The 20,501-nt window shown below is 64.2% G+C and carries 18 protein-coding genes and 1 riboswitch; of the genes, 13 read left to right on the top strand and 5 right to left on the bottom strand.

The genetic code is table 11. From position 1 onward, the window contains the following. Window positions 1-18 precede the first annotated feature (18 nt). The 3 genes from AC1RCO_RS21465 to AC1RCO_RS21455 form a co-directional block, all read right to left on the bottom strand. On the bottom strand, window positions 19-831 hold the full coding sequence (locus tag AC1RCO_RS21465; protein ID WP_015633920.1) for an aldo/keto reductase: 813 nt from the start codon (window positions 829-831) through the stop codon (window positions 19-21). Next, a complete protein-coding gene (locus AC1RCO_RS21460; protein WP_492618023.1) occupies window positions 828-2,003 on the bottom strand; it encodes an NAD(P)/FAD-dependent oxidoreductase in 1,176 nt (391 codons plus the stop codon). Before AC1RCO_RS21460 ends, AC1RCO_RS21465 begins: the two co-directional genes overlap by 4 nt. A gap of 110 nt (window positions 2,004-2,113) precedes the next feature. Continuing rightward, window positions 2,114-2,446 (bottom strand): DMT family transporter, encoded by a 333-nt coding sequence (locus AC1RCO_RS21455; protein ID WP_011058907.1) that lies wholly within the window; start codon window positions 2,444-2,446, stop codon window positions 2,114-2,116. 110 nt (window positions 2,447-2,556) lie between these two features. Between AC1RCO_RS21455 and AC1RCO_RS21450 the strand changes: the two genes are divergently transcribed. Both AC1RCO_RS21450 and waaA read left to right on the top strand, forming a co-directional pair. Then, window positions 2,557-3,441, top strand: coding sequence for a LysR family transcriptional regulator (locus AC1RCO_RS21450; protein WP_015633922.1), 885 nt, complete (start codon window positions 2,557-2,559; stop codon window positions 3,439-3,441). A gap of 22 nt (window positions 3,442-3,463) precedes the next feature. Next, the gene (waaA, locus tag AC1RCO_RS21445) at window positions 3,464-4,744 is read left to right on the top strand and encodes a lipid IV(A) 3-deoxy-D-manno-octulosonic acid transferase (RefSeq protein WP_370058531.1); all 1,281 of its coding nucleotides are present in this window, start codon (window positions 3,464-3,466) and stop codon (window positions 4,742-4,744) included. Window positions 4,745-4,843: 99 nt separating this feature from the next. Here the strand turns inward: waaA and AC1RCO_RS21440 are convergent, their stop codons facing one another. Beyond that, window positions 4,844-6,274: a TolC family outer membrane protein gene (locus AC1RCO_RS21440; RefSeq protein WP_011058910.1), complete on the bottom strand. Its 1,431-nt coding sequence runs from the start codon at window positions 6,272-6,274 to the stop codon at window positions 4,844-4,846. 197 nt (window positions 6,275-6,471) lie between these two features. Next, window positions 6,472-6,576: riboswitch (TPP riboswitch) on the top strand. Window positions 6,577-6,740: 164 nt separating this feature from the next. Here AC1RCO_RS21440 and thiC point away from each other — a divergent pair. Further along, window positions 6,741-8,630: a phosphomethylpyrimidine synthase ThiC gene (gene thiC, locus AC1RCO_RS21435; RefSeq protein ID WP_011058911.1), complete on the top strand. Its 1,890-nt coding sequence runs from the start codon at window positions 6,741-6,743 to the stop codon at window positions 8,628-8,630. Window positions 8,631-8,858: 228 nt separating this feature from the next. After that, window positions 8,859-10,151 carry a putative hydroxymethylpyrimidine transporter CytX gene (gene cytX, locus AC1RCO_RS21430; protein WP_019093041.1) on the top strand — a complete coding sequence of 431 codons (1,293 nt, stop codon included), beginning with the start codon at window positions 8,859-8,861 and terminating at the stop codon, window positions 10,149-10,151. Here the strand turns inward: cytX and AC1RCO_RS21425 are convergent. After that, window positions 10,120-10,866: an RsiV family protein gene (locus AC1RCO_RS21425; RefSeq protein WP_103290459.1), complete on the bottom strand. Its 747-nt coding sequence runs from the start codon at window positions 10,864-10,866 to the stop codon at window positions 10,120-10,122. The two genes, cytX and AC1RCO_RS21425, sit on opposite strands and share 32 nt — an antisense overlap. Window positions 10,867-11,091: 225 nt before the next feature. On the opposite strand from AC1RCO_RS21425, the gene AC1RCO_RS21420 reads away from it, so the two are divergent. From AC1RCO_RS21420 to AC1RCO_RS21380, 9 genes are all read left to right on the top strand, one after another. Further along, on the top strand, window positions 11,092-11,709 hold the full coding sequence (locus AC1RCO_RS21420; RefSeq protein ID WP_011058914.1) for an NUDIX domain-containing protein: 618 nt from the start codon (window positions 11,092-11,094) through the stop codon (window positions 11,707-11,709). Beyond that, complete coding sequence (locus tag AC1RCO_RS21415) at window positions 11,700-12,152, top strand: DUF1249 domain-containing protein (protein ID WP_011058915.1); 453 nt, start codon at window positions 11,700-11,702, stop codon at window positions 12,150-12,152. The genes AC1RCO_RS21420 and AC1RCO_RS21415 overlap by 10 nt, the downstream gene beginning before the upstream one ends. A 99-nt stretch (window positions 12,153-12,251) precedes the next feature. Next, window positions 12,252-13,067, top strand: a complete 816-nt coding sequence (gene cpdA, locus AC1RCO_RS21410) for a 3',5'-cyclic-AMP phosphodiesterase (protein WP_072443906.1) — start codon at window positions 12,252-12,254, stop codon at window positions 13,065-13,067. A 67-nt stretch (window positions 13,068-13,134) separates the two neighbouring features. Then, entirely contained in the window at window positions 13,135-13,743 is a 609-nt protein-coding gene (locus AC1RCO_RS21405; protein ID WP_015633927.1) for a YqiA/YcfP family alpha/beta fold hydrolase, read from the top strand. A 42-nt stretch (window positions 13,744-13,785) separates the two neighbouring features. Continuing rightward, the gene (gene parE, locus AC1RCO_RS21400) at window positions 13,786-15,690 is read left to right on the top strand and encodes a DNA topoisomerase IV subunit B (RefSeq protein ID WP_011058918.1); all 1,905 of its coding nucleotides are present in this window, start codon (window positions 13,786-13,788) and stop codon (window positions 15,688-15,690) included. After that, on the top strand, window positions 15,690-16,673 hold the full coding sequence (locus tag AC1RCO_RS21395; RefSeq protein WP_492618022.1) for an esterase-like activity of phytase family protein: 984 nt from the start codon (window positions 15,690-15,692) through the stop codon (window positions 16,671-16,673). Before parE ends, AC1RCO_RS21395 begins: the two co-directional genes overlap by 1 nt. Further along, window positions 16,670-17,191 (top strand): retropepsin-like aspartic protease family protein, encoded by a 522-nt coding sequence (locus AC1RCO_RS21390; RefSeq protein WP_011058920.1) that lies wholly within the window; start codon window positions 16,670-16,672, stop codon window positions 17,189-17,191. The genes AC1RCO_RS21395 and AC1RCO_RS21390 overlap by 4 nt, the downstream gene beginning before the upstream one ends. Window positions 17,192-17,198: 7 nt before the next feature. Then, window positions 17,199-19,457 carry a DNA topoisomerase IV subunit A gene (parC, locus tag AC1RCO_RS21385; protein WP_492618021.1) on the top strand — a complete coding sequence of 753 codons (2,259 nt, stop codon included), beginning with the start codon at window positions 17,199-17,201 and terminating at the stop codon, window positions 19,455-19,457. A gap of 179 nt (window positions 19,458-19,636) precedes the next feature. Then, window positions 19,637-20,347 carry a PqiC family protein gene (locus tag AC1RCO_RS21380; RefSeq protein WP_026019966.1) on the top strand — a complete coding sequence of 237 codons (711 nt, stop codon included), beginning with the start codon at window positions 19,637-19,639 and terminating at the stop codon, window positions 20,345-20,347. The last annotated feature ends 154 nt before the right edge of the window (window positions 20,348-20,501 follow it).

Genomic DNA, 20,501 nt, shown 5'->3' with positions numbered 1-20,501 from the left:
TCGGCCGCGTCGGCGGCATCAGTTCTTGCCAAGGACCTGCGCCACAGTCGACACGTTGTGGGCCAGGTGCAAGGGATTGATGGTCCCGACAATAGCACTGGCGACACCGGGCCGGTCAAACAGCAGCTCGAAGCTGGCCCGCACCGGATCGATGCCCGGGCTCAGGCAGACGTGGCCGCTGGCAAGCGCCTTTTTCACCAGGATGCCCTTGTGGTGAGCGGTAGCGTAGTCAATGACTGCCCGCTCGGCCTGTTCGTTCAGATTGTAGGTAACCATGGCGCAATCGCCTTGCTCCAGGGCCTTCAGGCCGCCGTCTACGGTCTTGCCGGAGAAACCGAAGCCACGGATCTTGCCCTCCTGCTTGAGCTGCGCCAGGGCCTGGTAGACCTCGCACTGCTCGAGGATCGCCAGGTCGTTGCCGTCGGAATGCACCAGCACCAGGTCGATGAAGTCGGTTTCCAGGCGTTGCAGGCTGCGCTCCACGGACATCCGGGTATGGGCCGCGCTGAAATCGTGCCGCGACAGGCCATCGGCGAACTCTTCGCCGACCTTGCTGACAATCACCCATTCCTGGCGCTGGCCGCGCAGTAGCGGGCCCAGGCGCTCTTCGCTGCGGCCGTAGGCCGGAGCGGTGTCGATCAGGTTGATGCCCAGGTCGCGGGTCAGCTTGAGCAGCATGCGGGCCTCCTGGTCGTCGGGGATCTGGAAGCCGTTGGGGTATTTCACGCCCTGGTCGCGGCCCAGTTTCACCGTGCCCAGACCCAGGGGCGACACCAGCAGGCCGGTGCTGCCCAAGGGGCGATGCAGATCGTGCAGGGTTGGCTGGCTCATGGCAGCAGTTGCTCCCAGGCTGGTTGCGCCAGGGGCGGCTTGGGCAGTTCGGGCAGGGCCTGGTCGGCGGCGGGGCGAATGCCGTCGCGCTCCAGGGCAGCCAGGACCCGGTCGGCGAAGTCCGGTGCCAGGGCCAGCTTGGTCGGCCAGCCCACCAGCAGGCGATCCTGCTCGGCGAGGAAGGCGTTGTCCGGGCGGGCCAGGCCCGACTGTGCCGGTTCGGCGCGGTCGACCCGCAGGGTGGCCCATTGCGCCTGGCTCAGGTCGATCCAGGGCAGCAGTTGCCCCAGTTCCTTCTGGGCTGCGGCAATCTGCGCTGCCGGTTCCCGGGCCACGCCCTCGGCTTCGGCGATATCGCCCCCCAGGTACCAGACCCACTGGCCGTCGGCGGCCGGGTGAGTGGTGACGGTGATCCGTGGTTTTGGCCCGCCGCCCAGGCAGTGGGCGTACAGCGGTTTCAGGCTCGGGCCCTTGACCAGCACCATGTGCAATGGTCGCCGTTGCATGGCGGGCTGGCTCAGGCCGGCCGCTTGCAGCAGCTCGGCATTGCCGGCTCCGGCGCTGAGGACAATGCGTTGCGCGCGGATTTCCCGGCCGTCGACCCGCAGGCCCAGCAGTTGGCCGTTCTCCAGGAGGGGCTCGATCTTCTGCCCGGCCAGCAGGCTGTCTCCCGCCAGGTGCGCGAGGCGCTCGATCAGGCTCGGCACATCCACTACCAGTTCGGCGAGGCGGTAGACCTTGCCCTTGAAGCGCTTGTCCTGCAGGGCCGGGGGCAGTTGCTCACCCTTGACCTGATCGACCCGCCCGCGTACCGCCTTGCTGGCGAAGAAGCTGGTGAGGTTGCCGGCCAGGGTGCCGGGGGACCAGAGGTAGTGGGCCTCGGACAGCAGGCGCACGCCGGACAGGTCCAGCTCGCCATTGCCCGCCAGGGCTTCGCGCCAGCGCCGTGGCATGTCGGCAATGGCCTCGGAGGCGCCAGTGAGGGCGCCGTGCAGGGCGTATTTGGCGCCGCCGTGGATGATCCCCTGGGATTTCACGCTCTGTCCGCCGCCGAGACTGGCGTTTTCCACCAGCACGGTGGAGAAACCCAGGCGTTGCAGGCGAGCGTTGAGCCAGAGACCGGCGACGCCTGCGCCGACAATCAGCACATCGGTGGAAATAGCGGATGGCATGCAGCGACCTCGGTAAGTAAAACGAAGCCGCAAGTTTCAAGCCTCAGGCCTCAAGCTGCAAGCTTGGCGCTCACTCTGGCCGCTTGAGGCGTGTGGCGTGAGGCTGCTTTCTAGTGCCCGGCGGTTTTCGAGAACAACTGGATCACCACCACGCCGAGGACGATCAGCGCCATGCCCAGCATCGCCGGGATATCCAGCTTCTGGCCGTACAGAAACAGCGCGGCGATGCTCACCATGACGATGCCCATGCCGGCCCATACCGCGTAGGCCACGCCCACCGGCACCGTGCGCACCACCAGGGTCAGCATCCAGAAGGCCACGCCGTAGCCGACGATGATCAATGCCAGGGGCAGCGGAGTGCTCAGGCCCTTGACCGCTTTCATTGAAACAGTGGCGATCACTTCCGCGCAGATGGCGATAGCCAGGTAGTAGTAAGCGTTCATGGGAGGGTTCCTCGGGGCTGGGACTGCTTTATGAGGTCGGCATTCTAGAGAAAGTTCAGATGGGGTAAAGTCATTACCTATCTGGATGATAGATAGGTTGTGCCATGAACATGCAATGGAACCTGGAGCAGTTGCGCCTGTTTGTCGGGGTCGCCGAACTGCGTTCGTTTTCTGCCGTGGCCCGCCAGCAGCGCAAGGCGCAATCGGCCATCAGCAGTGCCATCGCCCAGCTGGAGGATGACCTGGGAGTGAGCCTGTTCGAACGCAGCAGTGGCCGCCAGCCAAGGCTGACGGAGGCGGGCAGCGCACTGTTGCAGGAAGCGCGGGAGATCCTGCGCCAGTGCGACCGCCTCAATGGCCGGGCGCTGGCCTTGATGCGCGGCCAGGAAGCGCGGTTGCGCCTGGCCCAGGACGAAGCGATGCCCTATCAGCCGGTGCTCGACAGCCTGGAGGCCCTGGCGGAACACTTTCCCAGCCTGGAGGTGCAACTGGCCAGCGGGGCCCAGGGCGACGTAGCGCGCAAACTGGTGGAGCGCCGGGCCGACCTGGGGTTGCTGTTTCACCATGAGCAGATGCCGGAAACTTTGGAGCGCCGGGCCCTGGGCAGTGTGGAGATGGTCACTGTCTGCGCCGTGGGGCATCCGCTGGCCCATGAAAAAAGGGTCAACCGCCAGTTGCTGGCGCTACACCGGCAGTTGCTCATCGCTCCACAAGCCAGTGGCTACCCCGGTGGTGAGCAGGTCAGCCCCCAGGTCTGGCGGGCTGACAGCTTCTACGTCTTGGCCGAATGGCTGATGCGCGGGCTGGGCTGGGCCTGGCTGCCACGGCATGTGGTGCAGTACCCGGCCTACCAGAACCAGATGGTGGAGCTGGCCAGCCAGTGGACGCCCCCGGCACTGGTGGTGGAGCTGGCCTGGCGCCGTGACGAACCTCTGGGCCCCGCGGCGCACTGGCTGGCAGAACGTTTTGCCGTGCACCTGAAGGCGATCGGCTAAAAAACCGATAAACTCCGCCGCCATGAATAGAACTCTCTATACCGCATTGTTTTACCTGGGGCTGCCATTGGTAGCGATCCGCCTGTGGCTGCGCTCGCGCAAGGCGCCGGCTTATGCCAAGCGCATTGGCGAGCGTTTCTCTCTCGGCTTGCCGAGCATGCAACCCGGTGGCATCTGGGTGCATGCGGTGTCGGTGGGCGAGAGCATCGCTGCCGCGCCGATGATCCGGGCGCTGCTGGCGCGTTATCCACAGCTGCCGATTACCGTGACCTGCATGACTCCCACCGGCTCCGAGCGCATCCACGCGCTGTTTGCCAACGAGCCGCGGATCCAGCACTGCTACCTGCCCTACGACTTGCCTTGCGCCGCGGCGCGGTTTCTCGATCGGGTGCAGCCCAAGCTGGCGGTGATCATGGAAACCGAACTGTGGCCCAACCATATCGACCAGTGTGCCCGGCGCGGGATTCCGGTGGCCCTGGCCAATGCCCGGTTGTCCGAGCGTTCGGCCAAGGGCTATGGGCGTTTTGCTCGGCTGACCGCACCGATGCTGGCGCAGATGAGCCTGTTCGCGGTGCAGACCGAAGCCGAGGCCCAGCGTTTCCTCCGGCTTGGGGCCCGCCCAGAGACTGTGCAAGTGACCGGATCGATCAAGTTCGACCTGAGCATCGACCCGCAGTTGCTGCAGCGGGCCACCGAGCTGCGCCAGCAATGGCAGGCCATGGAGCGCCCGGTGTGGATCGCCGCCAGTACCCACGAGGGCGAAGACGCGGTGGTGCTCGATGCCCACCGGCAACTGCTGGGCAATTACCCCAATGCCTTGCTGATCCTGGTGCCGCGGCACCCGGAGCGCTTCGACTCGGTGCATGAGCTGTGCCGGCAGCAGGGCTTTACCACGGTACGCCGTTCTGCAGCCGAGCCGGTGCTTGCCACCACCTCGGTGCTGCTGGGGGACACCATGGGCGAATTGCTGTTCCTCTATGCCCTGGCCGACAGCGCCTTTGTCGGCGGCAGCCTGGTGCCCAACGGTGGGCACAACCTGCTGGAGCCGGCAGCCCTGGCCAAGCCGGTGATCAGCGGGCCGCATCTGTTCAATTTCCTGGAAATCGCCGCGATGCTGCGTGAGGCCGGAGCCTTGCAGGAAGTGGACGATGCCGAGGGGCTCGCGGTGGCGGTGCAGCGTCTGTTCGAGCTACCCCAGGATGCGCGCAAGATGGCCGACGCCGGGCTCAAGGTGCTCAGGGCCAACCAGGGCGCCTTGCAACGGCTGCTCGATGGCCTTGGCCGCCTCCTGGGCAGGCACTGATCGTCGCCTTCGGTAGCCGCTGTCGCATGGCCGTAAAAGGCCGTTACACCGCCATGAAAAAGGCCACCGCAAAGGTGGCCTTTTTCATGCCTGCGACCTTCAGGGGCGGGCCCTGAGCTGCTCCTGGGCGGCCTTGGCCAGGTCTGGCGGCAGGAAGTCGCGATCCGGGTTGTAGTCGGCCTTGAGATAGCGCGACAGGTCCTGCAGGTCCCCCGGGTTGAGGGTGCCGGCAGCCTGTTTCAGGCGCAGGTTGTCGAGGATGTAGTCGTAGCGGCTGTTGTTGTAGTTGCGCACCGAGGTGTACAGCTGGCGCTGGGCGTCGAGCACATCGACGATATTGCGCGTGCCCACCTGGTAGCCGATCTCCGTGGCCTCCACTGCGCTCTGGTTGGAAATGATCGACTGGCGCCGGGCCTGGACCTGCTCGACATCGGTGTTCACCGCGCGGTGCAGGTTGCGGGTGTTTTCCACCACCTGGCGGCGCAGGGATTCACGCTGTTGCTCGGTCTGGCTCAGGCGCGAGTAGGATTCACGCACCTGGGAGCTGGTCAGGCCGCCGCTGTAGATCGGAATGTTCAGTTGCAGGCCGATGGAGCGCTGTTCGACGTCGCTGCCATAGCGCGTCAGCGGGTTGGGGTTGCTGAAGCCCAAAGCATCGTTGTCGCCTTTCTTGTACTGCGCCACTGCGTCCAGGGTCGGCGCATGCCCGGCCTTGCGCTGCTTGAGGGTTTCCTCGGCGGCGCTGACTGCGTAGTTGCTGGCCAGCAGGTTGAGGTTCTGCTTGGCGGCGGTGTCCACCCAGGCCTTGGCGTCGTTGGGGGTCGGCGCCAGCACTGGCAGGGTATGGACGATGCCCTGGATCGAGTTGTACTCGCGGTTGGTCAGGGTGATCAGGGCCTCGAAGGCATCATCCACCTGGCGCTGGGCAAGGATCCGGTTGGCCCGGGCAGTATCGTAGCTGGCCTGGGATTGCAGGACGTCGGTCTTGTCCGACAGGCCCACGTCGAAGCGTTCGTTGGATTGGTCCAGCTGACGCTTGAAGGCCGCTTCCTCGGCCTTGGTCGAGGCCAGGTTGTCCTGGGCGCGCAACACCGCGAAGTAGTTCTCCGCGCTCTGCAGGATCAGGTTCTGCTCGGTGGCCGAGAGTTGCAGGGAAGCCTGTTCGTTGATGTCCTTGGCCGCCTGCAGCTGGAACCAGCGGTCGGCCCGGAACAGTGGCTGGGCCAGGGTCGCCTGGTAGACGTTGCCGCTGCGGGTAGAGGTCATCGACGGTTCGTCGAACTTGGTGCGGGTGTTGTTCATGTCCGCGCCGGCCGAAAGGTTGGGCAGCAACCCGGCACGAGCCTGGGGCACCACTTCCTTCTGGGCACCGTACTGGGCGCGCGCAGCGGCCAGATCGGCGTTGTTGTCCACCGCTTCCTGGTAGACGCTGACCAGATCGGTCTTGGTGGTCAAAGGCGCTTCTGCTGCCCAGGCCATTCCATTGGACGCACAAGACACGGCAACAGCCAGTGAGAGTTTGCGCAGCATTCGGCGATCCCTAGAGTTGATATTACGGCAATAATTCAGGCGCCAAGGCTAAGGCGCGACCCACAGAGCGTCAAGGTTCGACACAGGGCAACGAGTGTAGATGCGCTGGGGGGTGGCAACAATCCTGCAATTACGCCATTCATCATGCTGATCGTACGGGGGGTTGGCGTTCTGCTGTGGCTTTGTCTAGACTGGCCCGGTTCTTGTCGGGGTGCCTTGCTATGAGGCTGAGATCGGATAATCCGGATCCCGTTGAACCTGATCAGGTTAGCGCCTGCGTAGGGAACAAGATTTCTCGTCACCCGGCGAGTCCTCTTGTGCTTCGTCCGGGATGTTGTTCGACAATCGAACACCCCTCGAGTACCAAGCACTGCACTCAACTAGTTGCTTAGACAGGGTGCGTCCGTCCGTTACAGGTTCGCTCCGACAAAAATCCACTGCCTGGATGCTGTCTGGAGAGCCCGTGATGACTACAAAATTAAAAAACGCTAGCAACCTCAGTGAGTCGGCCCAAGTCGACCAACAATCGGTTCAGCCCTTTACCCGCTCGCAAAAAGTCTATGTCCAGGGTTCGCGCCCGGACATCCGCGTGCCCATGCGCGAAATCACCCTGGACGTGACCCCCACCGACTTCGGCGGCGAGATCAACGCCCCGGTGACCGTGTATGACACCTCCGGCCCTTACACCGATCCGAACGTGGTGATCGATGTGCGCAAGGGCCTGGGCGATGTGCGTTCGGCGTGGATCGAGGACCGTGGCGACACCGAGCGTCTGGCGGGCCTGAGCTCCAACTTCGGCCAGCAGCGCCTGGCCGACCCGGAGCTGACCAAGCTGCGCTTCGCCCACGTCAACAACCCGCGCCGGGCCAAGGCCGGGGCCAACGTCAGCCAGATGCACTACGCGCGCAAAGGCATCATCACCGCCGAGATGGAATACGTCGCCATCCGCGAAAACATGAAGCTGCAGGAGGCCCGTGCCGCCGGCCTGCTGAAGCAGCAACACGCCGGCCACAGCTTCGGCGCCAGCATCCCCAAGGAAATCACCCCAGAGTTCGTCCGCGAGGAAATCGCCCGTGGCCGCGCCATCATCCCGGCCAACATCAACCACGTCGAACTGGAACCGATGATCATCGGCCGCAACTTCCTGGTGAAGATCAACGGCAACATCGGCAACAGTGCCCTGGGTTCCTCGATCGAGGAAGAAGTGGCGAAACTGACCTGGGGCATCCGCTGGGGTTCGGACACGGTGATGGACCTGTCCACCGGCAAGCACATCCATGAAACCCGCGAGTGGATCATCCGCAACTCGCCGGTGCCGATCGGTACCGTACCGATCTACCAGGCCCTGGAAAAGGTCAACGGCGTGGCCGAGGACCTGACCTGGGAGCTGTTCCGCGACACCCTGATCGAGCAGGCCGAGCAGGGTGTGGACTACTTCACCATCCACGCAGGCGTCTTGCTGCGTTACGTGCCGCTGACCGCCAAGCGGGTCACCGGCATCGTGTCCCGGGGTGGCTCGATCATGGCCAAGTGGTGCCTGGCGCACCACAAGGAGAACTTCCTCTACACCCACTTCGACGAAATCTGCGAAATCATGAAGGCCTACGACGTCAGCTTCTCCCTGGGAGATGGCCTGCGCCCGGGGTCGATTGCCGACGCCAACGACGAAGCCCAGTTCGGCGAACTGGAAACCCTCGGCGAGCTGACCAAGATCGCCTGGAAGCATGACGTGCAGTGCATGATCGAAGGCCCGGGCCACGTGCCGATGCAGTTGATCAAGGAGAACATGGACAAACAGCTGGAGTGCTGCGACGAGGCGCCGTTCTACACCCTCGGCCCGCTGACTACCGACATTGCCCCCGGCTACGACCACATCACCTCCGGTATCGGTGCGGCGATGATCGGCTGGTTCGGCTGCGCCATGCTCTGCTACGTCACGCCCAAGGAACACCTGGGCCTGCCGAACAAGGATGACGTGAAGACCGGGATCATCACCTACAAGATCGCCGCGCATGCTGCGGATCTGGCGAAAGGTCACCCGGGCGCGCAGATCCGCGACAACGCCTTGTCCAAGGCGCGTTTCGAGTTCCGCTGGGAAGACCAGTTCAACCTCGGCCTGGACCCGGATACCGCCCGTTCGTACCACGACGAGACCCTGCCCAAGGATTCGGCCAAGGTCGCGCATTTCTGCTCCATGTGCGGGCCGAAGTTCTGCTCGATGAAGATCACCCAGGAAGTGCGTGAGTACGCAGCCAACCAGCGTATCGAAGCGGTGGATGTGGATGTCGCCAAGGGCCTGGCGGAACAGGCCGAGCGCTTCAAGCAGGAAGGCAGCCAGCTGTACAAGAAAGTCTGACCCCTCTCTGCAGGAGCGGGCTTGCCCGCGAACCGGGCGCCGCGCTCTCGACAAGGTGGCGCTTTCGCTGGCAAGCCGGCTCATGCAGAGGCTGGGCGTTCGAGATAGCCCCCGTGAACATTCCTGTAGGAGCGGGCTTGCCCGCGACCGGGCACCGCGCTCTCGACAAGGTGGCGCTTTCGCCGGCAATCCGGCTCCTGCAGACCCTATTCCTTCGAGATATCAACCTTGAGCAGTCCAATCAGTACCTACTCTCCCGATCTCGCGGTACCGGCCGACAAGCGCGTGTTTGGCGCCCGCGATCTGTTTTCCCTGTGGTTCTCCCTCGGTATCGGCCTGATGGTGCTGCAGACCGGCGCCTTGCTGGCGCCAGGCCTGGGGCTGGCCCATTCGCTGCTGGCGATCCTGCTCGGCACCGCGGTCGGCGTTCTGCTGCTGGCGGCGGTGGGGGTGATCGGCAGCGACACCGGCCTGTCGTCCATGGCTGCGCTCAAGCTCAGCCTGGGCCGGCGCGGCGCCAGCCTGCCGGCGCTGTTGAACCTGTTGCAACTGGTGGGCTGGGGCTCGTTTGAAATCATCGTCATGCGCGATGCCGCGAGCCTCCTGGGCAGCCGGGCCTTCAGCGAAGGCAGCCTGCTGGCCAACCCGTTGCTCTGGACCCTGTTTTTCGGTGCCCTGGCCACCTTGCTGGCGGTCAGCGGGCCCTTGACCTTCGTCCGGCAGATCCTGCGCAAATGGGGAATCTGGTTGTTGTTGGCCGCCTGCCTGTGGCTGACCTGGAACCTCTTCGCCCGAGCCGACCTGGCGGCGCTCTGGGCCCAGGCCGGGGACGGCTCGATGCCGTTCGCCGTGGGCTTCGATATCGCCATCGCCATGCCCCTGTCCTGGTTGCCGCTGATCGCCGACTACTCGCGGTTCGGCAAGCGCGCCAAGAGCGTGTTCGGCGGCACGGCCCTGGGCTTTTTCATCGGCAATTTCTGGTTGATGAGCCTGGGCGTCGCCTACACTCTGGCCTTCGCTCCCAGTGGTGAAGTGAATGCCTTGCTGCTGGCGCTGGCCGGGGCCGGGCTGGGGATTCCGTTGCTGCTGATTCTGCTGGACGAATCGGAAAATGCCTTTGCCGATATCCATTCGGCGGCGGTTTCCAGCGGCATCCTGCTGCGCCTCAAGGTCGAGCACCTGGCGCTGGCCATAGGCGTGCTCTGCACCCTGATCGCCTGCCTGGCGCCATTGGCCCAGTACCAGAACTTCCTGTTGCTGATCGGTTCGGTATTCGCGCCGCTGTTTGGCGTGGTGCTGGTGGATCACTTCATCCTGCGTCGGCGCTCGGGGCAGAACCCGGCGTCAGCCTTGCGCTGGCCGGCGCTGCTGGCCTGGCTGGGTGGGGTGAGCACCTATCATCTGTTGGCCAATCTGTACCCGGATATCGGCGCAACCCTGCCGTCACTGGTGCTGGCAGGGCTGCTGCAATGGCTGTTGGGCCGGGCTTTCAGTTACCGCCAGGAAACAGCTCGGGCTTGAGCACGCCCTTGAGGCGGTCGTAGGGGATCTGCAGTTCGATGTGGCCCAGGACCGAGGGCGCGATGGTGGTGACGTCGTACTTGAGGGTCACGGCGTTGCGGGTCAGCGCTACGTTCTGGGTCTTCTGGAAGGGCCAGGTCTTCACGAACTCGGCCTCGCGATCCAGGTGAGTGCTGATCAGCCAGTTGTTGTGGGCGACCCGCGCGGCCTTCCAGAACATCTCTTCCTGGCCGGGCAGGAGCATGTCCGCCAGGTTCAGGGCCTTGTGCTGCTGGCGTGAATAGTTGACGAAGCCACGGCCCGGGGTGCCGTTGGCGGCGCCGGTGTCCAGGTAACTGGCCAGTTCGATGATCACCAGGCCGTCATGCTGCTCGCGTAGCTTGGATTGCAGGTACATGCCGTGGCGGTCCGGCGCGCTACGCAGGAACTGCTCGCGATAGGCCGCAAGGCTGGCCGGCAGTGCAGCATCGGGGCTGGTGCGGGTCATTTGCAGCAGGCGCTTTTCAATGATGGCATCCAGCTGCGGTTCGGCGGGGAAGTGCACGGTGTCGAGGTTGACCAGCGGGCAGTCGGCGCCGCTGCAGCCGGGCTTGAGTTGTTCGGACTTGTCCCGGGTGGTTTCCAGCGGGGTCATGTAGCTGGGTTGAAACAGGCTTTGGCAGGCGCCCAGGGTCAGGGCGATACAGGCCACGGAGGCGATTTTGACAAGCGACATGGGCGTCCTTCATAAACCAGGGGGGAGGCAAAAGTTACCGGCTTCGACTGCCTGCGAGGCAGTCGGTTCGCCACTAAGCTCAATAGAGGCAATTAGAGTAGGTTTAGCCCCTCGCCGTCTATCCCGCTGAGGGTAAAGGGGCTGCATGATCAGCTGCGAGCGCGTTAGGATGGCGCGAAGTCGAGGGGGATCCTCGGATTGAACATGCTGTACACGAGGATTGTTATGACTGACTTTGCCAACTCCACGCCGAGTGCCGTCGAGATCATCCGGCGCGAAAACTGTTTCCAGGGTTTCTACCGGCTCGATCGCCTGCAACTGCGTCATGAGCTGTTCGCCGGTGGCATGGGGCGTGAAATCAATCGTGAAGTCTTTGTCCGTCACGATGCGGTCTGCGTACTGCCGTACGACCCGCAGCGCGATGAGGTGGTGCTGATCGAACAGTTCCGCGTCGGTGCCATGGGCAAGACGGCTTCGCCCTGGCTGGTGGAACTGGTGGCCGGGCTGATCGACAAGGACGAGCAGCCGGAACAGGTTGCCCGCCGCGAGGCGCAGGAGGAAGCTGGCCTGGACATCTCGGCGCTGTGGCCGATGACCCAGTACTTCCCGTCGCCCGGTGGCAGCACCGAATTCGTCCATCTGTACCTGGGGCGTTGCGACAGCAGCGCCGCCGGTGGGCTGCATGGGCTGGAGGAAGAGGCGGAAGACATTCGGGTGTGCGTGATGGCCTACGAGGATGCCTTGCAGGCCATGCGCGACGGGCGGATTTGCAATGCCGCCAGCATCATTGCCTTGCAGTGGCTGGCGCTCAATCGCGCGGAAGTGAGGGGGTTATGGTCGTAAACAAGGTACGCGACCGCTATCGGGTGGATCTCGCGGGGCTGCAAGCTTCCTGCGAGGCCAACTACGCCCGGCTGATGCGACTGCTGCCCGACATGCGCAACCAGCCCGTGGCGCGGCGCATCGCCGTGACCCAGGGCGACCAGATGCTCGGCGTACTGGCCCTGGAAGTGGTACTGGCCTGCCCGTATACCACCACCTTGCAGGTGCGCCAGGAACACAGCCTGCCCTGGCTGCCTGTGCCGCAGCTGGAAGTGCAGGTCTATCACGACGCGCGCATGGCGGAAGTCATCAGTGCCGAACATGCCCGGCGTTTTCGCAGCATCTATCCCTATCCCAATGCCTTCATGCACCAGCCTGATGAAAAGGCCCAGCTGAACGTGTTCCTCGGCGAGTGGCTGAGCCACTGCCTGGCCTGCGGCCACGAGTTCGAAGCCGTGCGCTAGATGTGAACTGGGTCCGCTTCCCAGGTTTCCTCTTTTTCACTTCCCCCAGCATAATTGCCCCCTTCTTCACGCTTTGTGATCTTGCTCCGGGAGAACGCCGTGCCAAGCGTATCCGCACTGACTGCCGCCGACCCCGTGTTGCTGGTGCAGCTGTCCGATAGCCATCTGTTTGCCGAGACGGACGGCACGCTCTTGGGCATGAACACCGCCGACAGCCTGCAACGGGTCATCGACCTGGTGTTGGCGCAGCAGCCACGGATCGACCTGATGCTGGCCACCGGCGACCTGTCCCAGGACGGCACGCTGGAGTCCTATCAGCGCTTTCGTCAGCTGACCCGACAGATTGCCGCCCCAGGCCGCTGGCTGCCGGGCAACCACGACGAACCGCAGGTCATGGAGCAGGCCGCCAGCGGCAGTGACTTGCTGGACCCGGTGGTGGACATCGGCAACTGGCGCATCACCCTGCTGGACTCGGCGGTGCCGGGTTCGGTACCGGGTTATCTGCAGGATGAGCAGTTGCAACTGCTGGCCCGCTCCCTGAGCGAAGCACCAGAGCGGCACCACCTGGTCTGCCTGCATCACCATCCGGTGTCCATCGATTGCGCCTGGATGGAGCCCATCGGCCTGCGCAATGCCCAGGCGCTGTTTGCCGTGATCGACGCTTTCCCCCAGGTGCGCGCCGTGCTCTGGGGGCATGTTCACCAGGAGATCGATCGCCTGCGGGGCGACGTGCGGCTATTGGCCTCACCTTCCACCTGCATCCAGTTCGAGCCCTTGAGCGACGACTTCAAGGTCGAGGAGCAGGTGCCGGGCTACCGTTGGTTGCGGCTGCTGCCCGATGGACGGCTGGAAACCGGCGTGCAGCGGGTCGAAGGCTATGAATTCACCATCGACTACGGTAGCGAAGGCTACTGAAGCGGCTGCGTAACCTGGCCCCATCCCTGTAAACTGCGGCTTTTGCCCAGGTGCACAGGGAGCTCGCATGTCCGGTTCGATCCTCTATATCCACGGCTTCAACAGTGCTCCGGCATCGACCAAGGCCTCCCAGTTGCGCCAGGTCATGGAGCAGCTCGGCCTGGCCGGGCAACTGCGGGTGCCGGCCCTGCATCACCATCCGCGCCAGGCCATTGGCCAGCTGGAACAGGCGATTGCCGAACTCGGTCGTCCATTGCTGGTCGGCAGCTCGCTCGGCGGCTACTATGCGACTCACCTTGCCGAGCGCTATGGTCTGAAGGCCCTGCTGATCAACCCTGCTGTCAGCCCGCACCGGATGTTCGACGGTTATCTGGGCACGCAGAAGAACCTGTACACCGACGAGACCTGGGAGCTGACCCACGACCATGTCGCGGCCCTGGCAGCGCTGGAAGTGGCGCCACCCCAGGACCCTGAGCGTTATCAGGTGTGGTTGCAGACCGGGGACGAGACGCTGGACTATCGCAGCGCCGAGCGCTACTACCGCGCCTGTGCCTTGCGCATACAGGCCGGCGGCGATCATAGTTTCCAAGGTTTTGCCGGACAATTGCCGGCGATGTTGAATTTTGCCGGCATCACTGCCGATCAGTACCAGGCGATCGACTTCACTGCACTGTGAGCCTTCGCCCCATATTCATTGAACGACTAACGACGAGAACCCATGGCCACTCCCAGCGCTAGCTCTTATAACGCAGACGCCATCGAAGTCCTCTCGGGACTCGACCCGGTGCGCAAACGCCCGGGCATGTACACCGACACCACGCGGCCCAACCATTTGGCCCAGGAAGTCATCGACAACAGCGTCGACGAAGCCCTGGCCGGCCATGCGAAGTCGATACAGGTCATCCTGCACGCCGACCATTCCCTGGAAGTGTCCGACGACGGCCGCGGCATGCCCGTGGACATCCACCCGGAAGAAGGCGTGTCCGGGATCGAACTGATCCTCACCAAGCTCCACGCCGGCGGCAAGTTCTCCAACAAGAACTACCAGTTCTCCGGCGGTCTGCACGGGGTGGGCATCTCCGTGGTCAACGCCTTGTCGAACCAGGTGCGGGTGCGGGTCAAGCGCGACGGCAACGAATACCAGATGACTTTCGCCGACGGCTACAAGGCCACCGAGCTGGAAGTGGTCGGCACCGTGGGCAAGCGCAACACCGGCACCAGCGTGTACTTCGCTCCGGACCCAAAATACTTCGACTCGCCGAAATTCTCCGTCAGCCGTCTCAAGCACGTGCTCAAGGCCAAGGCCGTACTCTGCCCGGGGCTGCTGGTGAGCTTCGAGGACAAGTCCAGCGGCGAGAAGGTCGAGTGGCACTACGAAGATGGCCTGCGCTCCTACCTGGTGGATGCGGTCAGTGAATTCGAACGCCTGCCGGCCGAGCCGTTCTGCGGCAGCCTGGCAGGGAACAAGGAAGCGGTGGACTGGGCCCTGTTGTGGCTGCCCGAAGGCGGCGACAGCGTCCAGGAAAGCTACGTCAACCTGATCCCCACGGCCCAGGGCGGCACCCATGTCAACGGCCTGCGCCAGGGCCTGCTGGATGCCATGCGCGAGTTCTGCGAGTTCCGCAACCTGCTGCCCCGCGGCCTGAAGCTGGCCCCGGAAGACGTCTGGGAGCGCATTGCCTTTGTCCTGTCGATGAAAATGCAGGACGCGCAGTTCTCCGGCCAGACCAAGGAGCGCCTGTCATCCCGCGAGGCGGCGGCGTTCGTTTCCGGTGTGGTCAAGGACGCCTTCAGCCTGTGGCTCAACGCCAACCCCGAGCTGGGCATGCAACTGGCGGAGCTGGCCATCAGCAACGCCGGGCGCCGCTTGAAGGCCAGCAAGAAGGTCGAGCGCAAGCGCATTACCCAGGGCCCGGCACTGCCAGGCAAGCTGGCGGACTGCGCCGGCCAGGACCCGATGCGCTCCGAGCTGTTCCTGGTGGAGGGTGACTCCGCCGGCGGTTCGGCCAAGCAGGCGCGGGACAAGGAGTTCCAGGCGATCCTGCCGTTGCGCGGCAAGATCCTCAATACCTGGGAAGTGGACGGCAGCGAGGTCCTGGCCAGCCAGGAAGTGCACAACATCGCCGTGGCCATCGGGGTCGATCCGGGCGCCGAGGACATGAGCCAGCTGCGCTACGGCAAGATCTGCATCCTCGCCGACGCCGACTCCGACGGCTTGCACATCGCTACCTTGCTGTGTGCCTTGTTCGTCCAGCATTTCCGTCCGCTGGTGGATGCCGGTCACGTCTACGTGGCCATGCCGCCGCTGTACCGCATCGACCTGGGCAAGGAGATCTACTACGCCCTGGATGAAGCCGAGCGCGACGGCATTCTCGACCGCCTGGTGGCCGAGAAGAAGCGCGGCAAGCCACAGGTCACCCGATTCAAGGGGCTGGGTGAAATGAACCCGCCGCAACTGCGCGAGACCACCATGGACCCGAACACCCGGCGCCTGGTGCAGTTGACCCTGGACGACGTCGAGGCCACCGCGGAAATCATGGACATGCTGCTGGCCAAGAAGCGCGCCGGTGATCGCAAGTCCTGGCTGGAGTCCAAGGGCAACCTGGCCGAGGTGCTGGCCTGATGCACAGAGGTTTTGCCCTGGCCCTGGCGCTATTGGCAACCTCGGTGGTGGCCGCGCCGGCGCCCGAACTGAAACTGCTGTCCGAGCATCCTGTGGAAGGCATGCGCGGCGGCAATCTGTCCGGGCTGGCGCTGTGTGGTCAGGAGCTCTGGACCGTCTCCGATCGCGACGACGAGCAGATCTACAGGCTCGATACCCGGAACACTGTCTGGCAGGCCGAGACCGTCGGGATCGAGGTGCCTGCGGTGCCGGACTCCGGCTTGCCCTGGGGCTTGAAGGTGCGGACCTGGGCGGCGTCCTTCGTGCGTGGCGGCGACCTGGATTTCGAGGGCATCACCTGTGATGCCGCCGGCAACAAATATGTGGTCAGCGAAGCCCATGCCGCGGTGCTGCAGGTTCCGGCGCAAGGCGCGCCGGCCTGGTTGAAGATTTCCCCGATCATGGTGCGCGAAGCCCGTGCCAGCGGCATGCTGCTGCACTTCAATGCCCTGTTCGAAGGGCTGGCGGTCAACCCTGCCGGGGATCGGATCTGGCTGGCGGCGGAACGCGAGCGGCGCGGGCTGCTGTTGATCAAGCGTGGCCAGACCACCTGGGACTGCGATGGCGGTTGCGTGCTGCTCAGTGAAGCAGGGGCGCTAATGCAGCCTGAGCAGATGCCCAACGCCAAGGCCGTATCCCGTGACTTTGCCGACCTGTCGCTGTTCGACGGCAAGCTGTTCACCCTGGAGCGCAACGCCTATCAGATCTGTCGCCGGGACGCGCTGAGCGCCAAGGTCGAGCAGTGCTGGTCGTATGCTGGCGAAGCACTGATGGAGCATCGGCGTTATCCACAGCCCTACGGGTTGGCGGAAGCCCTGGTGGTGGACGCCAAGGGCGCCTGGATTGGCCTGGACAACAACAACGGTGCTCGCGCCGACGGCGAGGCCCGACCGATCGTCTGGCGTTTTGCAGCTCCCGAAGGCGGCTGGAGTGCCAAGCCGTGAGCCAGCAACCGGGCAAGAGTGCCGGGCGGGTGATGCTGATCATGGCCTGGGCGGCGGCGCTGTTCCTGGCCACGCGGTTCTTTGCCGACTGGGAAGCGCACCAGGAGAACCCCAACACTGTCGTCAGTTCGCAACAACATGAGGGTTACATCGAAGTGCAACTGGCGGGCAATCGCCAGGGGCATTTCGTCGCCAGCGGCCATATCAACGGGCGGCCGGTGCAATTCATGCTCGACACCGGGGCGACCGATGTCTCGGTACCTGCGGATCTCGCTGAACGTCTGGGCCTGGAGCGCGGTGCGCCGGTCACCCTGAGCACGGCCAATGGGCGCAGCGAAGGTTATCGGACCCGTATCGAACTCCTGCAGCTGGGGGATATCGTGCTGCGGGACGTGGCCGCGCTGGTGGCGCCGGGGCTCGACGGCGACCAGGTTCTGCTGGGCATGAGCGCTTTGAAAAAACTTGAATTTACTCAGCGCGGCGGCAGCATGCTGCTGCGCCAGACTACGAACCAATGAGGCCCGCATGAGCGACTCCCTTGATCTCAGCCTGGATGGCGTAGAACGCCGGTCACTGGCTGACTTCACCGAAAATGCCTACCTCAATTACTCCATGTACGTGATCATGGACCGTGCTCTGCCGCATATCGGCGACGGCCTGAAACCGGTACAGCGGCGTATCGTCTACGCCATGAGTGAGCTGGGGCTGGATGCCGATTCCAAGCACAAGAAATCCGCGCGTACCGTGGGTGACGTGCTCGGCAAGTTCCACCCGCACGGCGATTCGGCCTGCTATGAGGCCATGGTGCTGATGGCCCAGCCGTTCAGCTACCGCTACACGCTGGTGGACGGCCAGGGCAACTGGGGGGCGCCGGATGATCCCAAGTCCTTCGCTGCCATGCGTTACACCGAGGCGCGCCTGTCGCGCTATTCCGAAGTGCTGCTCAGCGAACTGGGCCAGGGCACTGCGGACTGGGGGCCGAACTTCGACGGCACGCTGCAGGAGCCGCTGGTACTGCCGGCACGCCTGCCGAACATCCTGCTCAACGGCACCACCGGCATCGCCGTGGGCATGGCCACCGACGTGCCCCCGCACAACCTGCGGGAAGTGGCTTCGGCCTGCGTGCGTTTGCTGGATGAGCCCAAGGCCACGGTCGAGCAGCTCTGCGAGCATATCCAAGGCCCGGACTACCCCACCGAAGCCGAGATCATCACCCCGCGTGCCGACCTGCTGAAGATCTACGAAACCGGCCGTGGCTCGGTGCGCATGCGCGCCGTGTACCGGGTCGAGGACGGCGACATCATCGTCACCGCGCTACCGCACCAGGTCTCCGGGGCCAAGGTGCTGGAACAGATCGCCGGCCAGATGCAGGCCAAGAAGCTGCCGATGGTGGCCGACCTGCGTGACGAGTCGGACCATGAGAACCCGTGCCGCATCGTGATCATCCCGCGCTCCAACCGGGTCGACGCCGATGAGTTGATGCAGCACCTGTTCGCCACCACCGAGCTGGAATCCACCTACCGGGTCAACATCAACATCATTGGCCTGGACGGCAAGCCGCAGTTGAAGAACCTGCGGGCCCTGCTGGTGGAGTGGCTGGAGTTCCGGGTCACCACCGTGCGTCGCCGGCTGCAGTTCCGCCTGGACAAGGTCGAGCGTCGCCTGCATCTGTTGGACGGTTTGCTGATTGCCTACCTCAACCTGGATGAAGTGATCCACATCATCCGTACCGAGGAGCATCCACGGGCCAAGCTGATCGAGCGTTTCGCCCTGAGCGAAATCCAGGCCGACTACATCCTCGACACGCGCCTGCGCCAATTGGCGCGTCTGGAAGAGATGAAGCTGCGGGCCGAACAGGATGAGTTGCTCAAGGAGCAGGCCAAGCTGCAAGCCTTGCTCAACAGCGAAGCGAAACTGAAGAAGCTGGTGCGCACCGAGTTGCTGCAAGACGCAGAAACCTACGGCGATGACCGCCGTTCGCCGATCGTCGCCCGGGCCGAGGCCAAGGCGCTGTCGGAAAACGAGCTGATGCCTACCGAGCCGGTGACTATCGTTCTGTCGGAAAAAGGCTGGGTGCGTTGCGCCAAGGGGCATGATATTGACGCCACTGGTCTGTCCTACAAGGCCGGCGATGGCTACAAGACCGCCGCGCCCGGGCGTTCCAACCAGTTCGCGGTGTTCATCGACTCCACCGGGCGCAGTTACTCGGTGGCGGCCCATACGCTGCCATCGGCCCGGGGTCAGGGCGAGCCGCTGACCGGCCGTCTGACGCCGCCGCCGGGTGCGACGTTCGAATGCGTGCTGCTGCCGGATGACGATGCCTTGTATGTGATCGCTTCTGACGCCGGCTACGGCTTCGTGGTCAAGGGCGAGGACCTGCAGGCCAAGAACAAGGCAGGCAAGGCGCTGTTGAGCCTGCCGAACAATGCCAAGGTGCTGGCGCCGCGGCCAGTGGCCGATCGTGAACAGAACTGGCTGGCTTCGGTGACCACCGAAGGGCGCCTGCTGGTGTTCAAGATCAGCGACCTGCCGCAGCTGGGCAAGGGCAAGGGCAACAAGATCATCGGCATTCCCGGTGAGCGCGTGGCCAGCCGCGAAGAGTTCGTCACCGATATCGCGGTGCTGCCGGACGGCGCGACCCTGGTGCTGCAGGCTGGCAAGCGCACCTTGTCGCTCAAGGCTGACGATCTGGAACACTACAAAGGCGAGCGCGGGCGCCGTGGCAACAAACTGCCTCGCGGCTTCCAGCGGGTGGATGCGTTGTTGGTAGAGCCTCTCAGTTAAGGGCGGGCTAGAGCGTTCGATCTGCGATTTAAGCGCAGGATCGACGCTACAACACTGGAGTCAGGGCGCATATTCACGGATGATATGCGCTTTCAAACGCTGGCGTGGCCGGGCGTTATTCAGGTTTTTTTGAGTATTTACACTGTGGCTAGCCTTGTGGCCGCCACCTGGATGGGATGATGACTGCTCTGCGCCTTCCTCTTGTTTTCTTGCTCGCCGGCGTTCTTGGCCTGGCGGGTTGCAGCGTACACCAGCCGGTGTCGCTGTATCAGCTGGACAGCGGAAGTCCAGCTCAGCCGGCCAGTGCCGGCATGTCGGTATTGCTGGGGCCGGTGCTGATCGCCGATTACCTGCAACGTGAAACCCTCCTGCAGCGTCAGGATGATGGCAGCCTGCAGGCCTCCACTGATGGTCGCTGGGCCGGCAGTCTGTCTTCGGACATCGACCAGTTGCTGTTGCGCCAGGTGGCCGGTCATCTCGACAGCCAGCGGGTTGTATTGGCTCCGGCCACCAGCGGCTTCACTCCGGATGTCCAGGTGCTGCTGTCGATCACTCGCCTGGATTCAGGCAAGTCGCAGCCGGCGGTGCTGGATGCGCAATGGCGCCTGATCGACCGTCGTGGCCAGGTGCGGGACAACCGCATCGTTCATCTGCAGGAGCAGCACGCGGGAACCACGGCGTCCCAGGTCCAGGCCCAGGGCGTGCTGTTGCAGCGTCTGGCGGAACAGTTGTCGGGTGCCCTCAAGCCTCTGGCCAATCAGCCGGCGGTGGCGGAGGTGCCACGCAAGGCGGCCCCGGCTCCTGCGCCCAAGCCTGCCGAGCAGGAAAAGCAACCGAAGATCCCGATGGCCACGCCGATCCGCACGGATATGGAAGTGTTCAGGTTCTGAGTTGACATGCCGCGAGACAAGGCCCGCCCAACAGCGGGCCTTGTCGTTTCTGGCTCTGGCCAACGCAATCTCCTGTAGCCGCTGCCGAAGGCTGCGAGCGGGCCGCAGGCACGCAGCGATATCACCAGCGTTGAAGCCCCTGCGGGGCTTGTCG

The organism is Pseudomonas sp. GW823-FHT03E05 (assembly GCF_058796855.1).
The sequence above is the reverse complement of the archived record's forward strand: the minus strand, read 5'-3'. Positions and strand labels throughout refer to the sequence as shown.